This is a genomic window from Roseibium aggregatum (assembly GCF_014692675.1).
Classification (GTDB): domain Bacteria; phylum Pseudomonadota; class Alphaproteobacteria; order Rhizobiales; family Stappiaceae; genus Roseibium; species Roseibium aggregatum_C.
In genome coordinates, this window is sequence record NZ_JABFCZ010000038.1 from 25,667 (window position 1) to 32,935 (window position 7,269).

5 protein-coding genes are annotated in these 7,269 nt (G+C 63.1%); all 5 read left to right on the forward strand.

Features of this window, described 5'->3' with window-relative positions; all coding sequences use genetic code 11:
* Positions 1 to 42: 42 nt before the first annotated feature.
* The 5 genes from HK439_RS24520 to HK439_RS24540 all read left to right on the forward strand — a co-directional run bounded on the left by HK439_RS24520 (position 43) and on the right by HK439_RS24540 (position 6,213).
* The gene (locus HK439_RS24520) at positions 43 to 942 is read left to right on the forward strand and encodes a LysR family transcriptional regulator (protein WP_190294131.1); all 900 of its coding nucleotides are present in this window, start codon (positions 43 to 45) and stop codon (positions 940 to 942) included.
* 94 nt (positions 943 to 1,036) lie between these two features.
* A complete protein-coding gene (locus HK439_RS24525) occupies positions 1,037 to 1,513 on the forward strand; it encodes a formate dehydrogenase subunit gamma (protein ID WP_190294132.1) in 477 nt (158 codons plus the stop codon).
* Positions 1,513 to 3,069 (forward strand): formate dehydrogenase beta subunit, encoded by a 1,557-nt coding sequence (locus HK439_RS24530; RefSeq protein ID WP_190294133.1) that lies wholly within the window; start codon positions 1,513 to 1,515, stop codon positions 3,067 to 3,069. The genes HK439_RS24525 and HK439_RS24530 overlap by 1 nt, the downstream gene beginning before the upstream one ends.
* Positions 3,070 to 3,074: 5 nt before the next feature.
* Positions 3,075 to 5,945 carry a formate dehydrogenase subunit alpha gene (gene fdhF / locus HK439_RS24535; RefSeq protein ID WP_190294134.1) on the forward strand — a complete coding sequence of 957 codons (2,871 nt, stop codon included), beginning with the start codon at positions 3,075 to 3,077 and terminating at the stop codon, positions 5,943 to 5,945.
* Positions 5,946 to 5,991: 46 nt separating this feature from the next.
* Complete coding sequence (locus HK439_RS24540) at positions 5,992 to 6,213, forward strand: formate dehydrogenase subunit delta (RefSeq protein ID WP_190294135.1); 222 nt, start codon at positions 5,992 to 5,994, stop codon at positions 6,211 to 6,213.
* Positions 6,214 to 7,269: the final 1,056 nt, after the last annotated feature.

Genomic DNA, 7,269 nt, shown 5'->3' on the forward strand with positions numbered 1-7,269 from the left:
GGCGGCTTCCTCAAGCCGCCGGTTTGTACTAGGACATATTTCATGATCGATAAGCTGGAAATGTTCATTGCCCTGGCGCGGGAGCAGCATTTCGGCCGCGCGGCGGAGGAGTGCAACGTTACCCAGCCGACCCTGTCTGCGGCAGTGAAGCAGCTTGAGGATCTGCTCGGCGTGATGCTGGTTCGCCGCGGCTCACGCTACCAGGGGCTGACGGCGGAAGGTGAGCGGGTGCTGGACTGGGCCAGGCGGATCGTCGGCGACGCCCGGTCCATGCGCGAGGAGATGCGAGCCGTCAGGCTGGGGCTGACCGGACATATCCGTATTGCGGTGATCCCGACGGCTCTCACCATGGTGCGCGACCTGACCACGCCCTTTTACGAGGAAAATCCGAACGTCACCCTGTCGGTATCCTCCAGGACATCGAACCAGATCCTGTCGCTCCTGGAAAACCTCGAGATTGAGGTCGGCATCACCTATCTGGACCACGAACCGCTCGGCAAGGTCGCCAGCGTGCCGCTCTACCGGGAGCGCTACTGCCTGGTGGGGGGCGACGACCGCCTGTTTGAAGGCAGGAGCAGCATTACGTGGAAGGAGGTCAGCACCCTGCCGCTGTGTCTGCTCACCCCCGACATGCAGAACCGGCGCATTATCGACGGCTATCTTGCCAGCGCGGGAGCGGAAGTGCGGCCGACGCTGGAATCCGATTCCATGATCAGCCTGTTCTCCCATGTGCTCACCGGCAAATGGGTGAGCGTCATGCCGGAAAAGCTGGTGGAAACATTCAGCGCCGCACAGACGGTACGCTCGATCCCGATCACCGGGCCGGACGCGTCCCATGTGGTCGGCCTCGTCGCTGCCCACCGGGAGCCGCACACGCCGGTCATCGGGGCGCTGCTGGCGCTGGCACGGCGGATCTCCACCGAGCCGCTGCCTGCGCGATAGAAATGTGCAATCGCCCAACGGAACGGCTTTATTGATTTAATCCTGCAAATAACTGCATTTTTTCCGCCTGAGAGAGACGGGAGGAGGAAACCGCATGGCATTGGGTCTGTCCGATGAGGAGCTTGCGGAACGGGTCGGCCGGATTGTTGGCATGCATTCGGATCTGGAGGGACCGCTGCTGCCGATCCTGCATGCCGTGGAGCAGGAGTTCGGCTGTGTGCCGGAAATCGCGATCCGGGAAATCGCCGACAGGCTGAACCTGAGCCGCGCCGAGGTGCACGGCGTCAGAACCTTCTATCACGACTTCCGCGGGGAACCGGCCGGCCGTCACACCCTGAAGGTCTGTCGTGCCGAGGCCTGCCAGTCCGTAGGTGCCGCCGATCTCGCCGACGGTATCCGGGCTGCCCTCGGCATCGACTGGCACGAGACCACGCCGGACGGCAAAGTCACACTGGAGCCGGTCTATTGCCTGGGCCTGTGTTCCTGCGCGCCGGCAGTACTCCTCGACGATGCTCCCTACGGCCGGCTCGATCTCGATGCGGTCCGCGACCTGGTGGCGGAGGCGTCCTGATGAGCCACAAGATTTATCTCCCCCGCGATGCCGCAGCCCTGAGCGTCGGTGCCGAAAAGGTGGCAGCGACCATTGCAGCCGAGCTTGCCTCCAGAGGCATCGACGCTCAGATCATCCGCACCGGCTCGCGCGGCCTGCATTGGCTGGAGCCGATGGTCGAAGTGAAGACGGCGAAGGGCAGGGTGGCCTACGGGCCTGTTACCGTAAAGGACGTCCCCGGCCTGTTTGAGGCCGGTTTTCTGGAAGGCGACGATCATCCGCTGGCCCAGGGACTGACAAAGGAAATTCCGTTCCTGAAGGGACAAACCCGGCTCACCTTCGCCCGCTGCGGCGTGACCGATCCCCTGTCGCTTGAGGATTACCGAAAGTACGAAGGCCTGAAGGGCCTGGAAAAGGCCGTCGCCATGACGGCCGAGGAGATCGTCACCGAGGTCACCGACAGCGGCCTGCGCGGCCGCGGCGGGGCGGGCTTTCCGACCGGCATCAAGTGGAACACGGTGCGTCAGGCCCAGGGGACGCAGAAATACATCGTCTGCAACGCGGACGAGGGTGACAGCGGCACCTTCGCCGACCGGATGATCATGGAAGGCGATCCCTTCGTGCTGATCGAGGGCATGGCTATTGCAGGCCTCGCCACCGGCGCGACCAGGGGCTACATCTACACCCGCTCAGAATATCCGCATGCGATTGCGACCATGCGCGCGGCGATCGGGATCGCCCGCAAGGCAGGCGTGCTCGGCGCTTCCGTGCTCGGTTCAACCCACGCCTTCGACATGGAGGTCCGTGTCGGCGCGGGGGCCTATGTCTGTGGCGAGGAGACCTCCCTTCTCAACAGCCTGGAAGGCAAGCGTGGCCTTGTCCGGGCCAAGCCGCCGCTACCGGCGCTTGAAGGCCTGTTCGGCCGTCCGACCGTGGTCAACAACGTGCTGTCGCTGGCCACCGTGCCGGTGATCCTGGATCGCGGCGCTGGCTTCTACCGGGATTTCGGCGTTGGCCGCTCCCACGGCACCATGCCGATCCAGCTTGCCGGCAATATCAAGTACCCGGGCCTTTACGAGACGCCCTTCGGGATCACGCTCGGCGAACTGGTCAACGAGATCGGTGGCGGCACAAGAAGCGGCCGGCCGGTGAAGGCCGTGCAGGTCGGCGGTCCGCTCGGCGCCTATTTCCCGGTCGATCTGTTCGACACGCCGTTCGACTACGAAGCCTTCGCGGCCCGGGACGGGCTGATCGGCCATGCCGGCGTGGTCGTGTTTGACGATACGGCCGACATGCTGGAACAGGCCCGCTTCGCCATGGAGTTCTGCGCCATCGAGAGCTGCGGCAAGTGCACGCCCTGCCGGATCGGCTCGACCCGCGGCGTGGAGGTGGTCGACAAGCTCGCGAAAGGCGACCGGCCCGACGAGCAGATCGCCCTGCTGACCAGCCTTTGCGACACCATGAAATTCGGCTCGCTCTGCGCGCTGGGCGGTTTCACGCCCTATCCGGTGATGAGCGCGCTCACCCATTTCCCGGAAGATTTCAATCGCAAGCCAATCGCAGAAGCGGCGGAGTAAGACCGATGTCCCTGATCAAGGAAACCGATTACGGCACGCCGGCCTCCAGGTCGGAAAAGACCGTCACCCTGACCATCGACGGCTTTACGGTCTCCGTACCGGAAGGCACCTCGGTGATGCGCGCCTCCGCGGAACTCGGCATCCAGATCCCGAAGCTGTGTGCGACCGATATGGTCGATGCCTTCGGCTCCTGCCGCCTGTGTCTGGTCGAAATCGAGGGCCGGCGCGGAACGCCGTCGTCCTGCACCACGCCGGCCGAGGACGGCATGGTGGTACACACCCAGACCGGCCGGCTGAAGGACCTGCGCCGGGGCGTGATGGAACTTTATATCTCCGATCACCCGCTCGACTGTCTGACCTGTGCCGCCAATGGCGATTGCGAGTTGCAGGACATGGCCGGCGCCGTCGGCCTGCGCGACGTGCGTTACGGCTATGAGGGCGACAATCACGTCAAGGCGCGCGACGGCGTGGGCGGAACGAATGCCCTCTGGATGCCCAAGGACGAGACCAACCCCTATTTCACCTATGACCCGTCCAAGTGCATCGTCTGCTCGCGGTGCGTGCGCGCCTGCGAGGAAGTGCAGGGCACCTTCGCGCTGACGATTTCCGGGCGCGGTTTCGGCTCCCGCGTCTCACCGGGCATGTCGGAGGATTTCCTCGCCTCCGAATGCGTCTCCTGCGGCGCCTGCGTGCAGGCCTGCCCGACGGCGACGCTGACGGAAAAGTCGGTGATCGAGATCGGCCAGCCGGAACATTCCGTCGTCACCACCTGCGCCTATTGCGGCGTCGGCTGTTCCTTCAAGGCGGAAATGCGTGGCGAGGAGCTGGTCCGCATGGTGCCTTACAAGGATGGCGAGGCCAACCGCGGCCACTCCTGCGTCAAGGGCCGGTTCGCCTATGGCTACGCCCATCACCAGGACCGCATCCTGAACCCGATGATCCGCGACAAGGTCACCGATCCGTGGCGTGAGGTTTCCTGGGACGAAGCGCTCAGCTTCGCCGCCTCCCGCCTGCGCTCCATTCAGGAAAAGCACGGCAAGGAGGCTATCGGCGTCATCACGTCGTCCCGCTGCACCAATGAGGAAACCTATCTGGTGCAAAAGCTGACGCGCGCCGTCTTCGGCAACAACAACACCGACACCTGCGCCCGCGTCTGCCATTCGCCGACCGGTTACGGCCTCGGCCAGACATTCGGCACCTCCGCCGGCACGCAGAACTTCGACAGTGTCGAGCAGTCGGACGTCGTACTCGTCATCGGCGCCAATCCGACCGATGCCCATCCGGTTTTCGGATCGCGGCTGAAGAAGCGCCTGCGCCAGGGGGCGAAGCTGATCGTCGTCGATCCGCGCCGGACCGATCTGGTCAAGTCACCGCATATCCGTGCCGCCCATCACCTGGCGCTGCGGCCCGGCACCAACGTGGCGGTGGTCACCGCGCTCGCCCATGTGATCGTCACCGAAGGGCTCACCAACGAGGCCTTCATCCGTGAACGCTGCGACTGGGACGAATTCCAGGATTACGCCGAGTTCGTCTCCGATCCGGCGCACAGCCCGGAGGCGGTCGAGGCGCTGACCGGCGTGCCGGCTTCGGAGATGCGCAAGGCGGCCCGGCTTTACGCCACCGACGGCAACGGCGCGATCTACTACGGCCTCGGCGTCACCGAACACAGCCAGGGCTCGACCACCGTCATCGGCATCGCCAACCTCGCCATGCTGACCGGCAACATCGGCCGTCCCGGCGTCGGCGTGAACCCCTTGCGCGGCCAGAACAACGTGCAAGGCTCCTGCGACATGGGCTCGTTCCCGCACGAGCTGCCGGGCTACCGGCACGTGAAGGGTGCCGAGGTGCGCGACATCTTCGAAAAGGCCTGGGGCGTCACCATCTCCGACGAGCCGGGCCTGCGCATTCCCAACATGCTGGATGCGGCGGTCGACGGCTCCTTCAAGGGGCTCTACTGCCAGGGCGAGGATATTCTCCAGTCCGACCCGGACACCAAACATGTCGCGGCCGGTCTGGCCGCGATGGACTGCGTCATCGTCCATGACCTGTTCCTGAACGAGACCGCCAATTACGCCCATGTGTTCCTGCCGGGTTCCACTTTCCTGGAAAAGGACGGCACCTTCACCAACGCGGAACGCCGCATCAACCGGGTGCGCCGGGTGATGACGCCGAAGAACGGCTATGCCGACTGGGAAATCACCCAGATGCTCGCCAATGCCATGGGCGGCAACTGGAACTACAGCCATCCGTCGGAAATCATGGACGAGATCGCGGCGACCACGCCGGGCTTCGCCTTCGTGACCTACGACATGCTGGAACAGCGTGGCTCGGTTCAGTGGCCATGCAACGAAAAGGTGCCGGACGGTTCGCCGATCATGCATGTGGATGGCTTCGTCCGCGGCAAGGGCCGGTTCATCCGCACCGACTACATCGCGACAGACGAGAAGACCGGCCCCCGGTTCCCGCTGCTGCTGACGACCGGCCGTATCCTCAGCCAGTATAACGTCGGCGCGCAAACCCGCCGGACCAGCAACGTGCTCTGGCACGGCCAGGACGTTCTGGAAATCCATCCGCATGATGCGGAGACCCGGGGCATCAAGGAAGGCGACTGGGTGAAGCTTGCCAGCCGCTCCGGCGAAACCGCCCTGCGGGCGACACTCACCGACCGCGTCTCGCCGGGGGTCGTCTACACGACCTTCCACCATCCGGATACCCAGGCGAATGTCGTCACCACCGACTTCTCCGACTGGGCGACCAACTGTCCGGAGTACAAGGTCACCGCCGTCCAGGTGTCGCCGTCGAACGGTCCGACCGACTGGCAGGAGCGTTACGGGGAATTCGCGGCGCAATCGCGCCGGATCGAGGCCGCGGAGTAGGGCATGTCTCAAGGCATGAAGAAAAGAAACGGAGGAGGCCGCCCGCATGTCGCCTGACAAACTCGCCTATATGGCCAACCAGATCGCGAACTTCTTCAGGACAAGGCCGCACGAGGAAGCGCTGGCCGGCATCGCCGATCACATCTCCAGCTTCTGGGAACCGCGCATGCGCGCGCAGTTCTTCGAACTTCTCAAGACCGACGAGGATAAGTTCGACCCTCTGGTTCGCGAAGCCGGTACGCGCGTTCGTCCGGTCAGTCCTGCGTGAGGTCGGACTTCACACGGTGAACGGCAATGGCAGCTCTCTGGCCTGAACGAATGTGATTATAGCTTTGTAACCGATACGGGCGAAGCACCGCCTCGCAAACCATGAAGTCTTAGGAAATCCGTTTGGGTGCGAAGGGGATGCGTTATGGGTCCACCAGGGGAAGCGTTGCCAAACCCCGGAAGATTTGAGATACAAGAAAGGCTAGAAGAACTTGCTGAAGCAACTGCATGTTGGTTGCCAAATGTGCTCCCTATGTCAACTCCAACAGCGGTGTTTTTTGCTCTGAAGCGTGTTGGAAATGATCTGCCGGTCGACCCGTCGTGCATTCAATGACATCGTACCTGGCGGCGCGATACTCCTCACGAAATTGATGGTTCTCTGGAAGAAACATGCATCCTCGACCTCCAGGCCCGTCCGCGGACCGGGCTATCCGAAAGTTTGCCGCATGTGCGATCGACAACAAATGAACCAGGCCTGGTAAATTCAGCGAGGAACACTGATGCGGCTAAAGGCCTTGGTCTTCCAAGCCTTTCTGCTCGGCATACGTTATGGACTTGCTGCACTCAAGCTTCGACGAAATCGATTGCTCGCTCTGACGATACCTGTGATCGAGGATCGACAGGGGAGCGCGCTGGCGCGTTTCCTGAGTGAGGGCGCTGTCTGTCTGCTCTGATTGTGGTGGAGCCAGCCTATGCTCATTTCTGAGCGTCCGGTGCGATCGGCATGGAGCCGGGGGAGGGGAGTGAAAAGATCCGGGCTGTCGGCGTGGATACGGGCAGAGGCCTGTTCACTGTGTTCCGGCGATGGAATGGAAACGAAGACCCGGAAGTTTGCGGTGTGTCAGTTCCGCTCGTGTGGGCCGGAACGGCCCCTGGGGAGCCGGATGATGATTAGCGTGGCACCGTGAAACGTAAGCGCGAAGCCGACCCCATCTAGCGCGGCATGAGGTTATGGGCGAGAGGTTGTGACACTGAAGGAGCGGAGGAGCTTACGGTGTCAGTTTCTATGTCTGCGCCTATGACTGATGATAGAAGTTTCCATGTTCTTGAAGCGGTT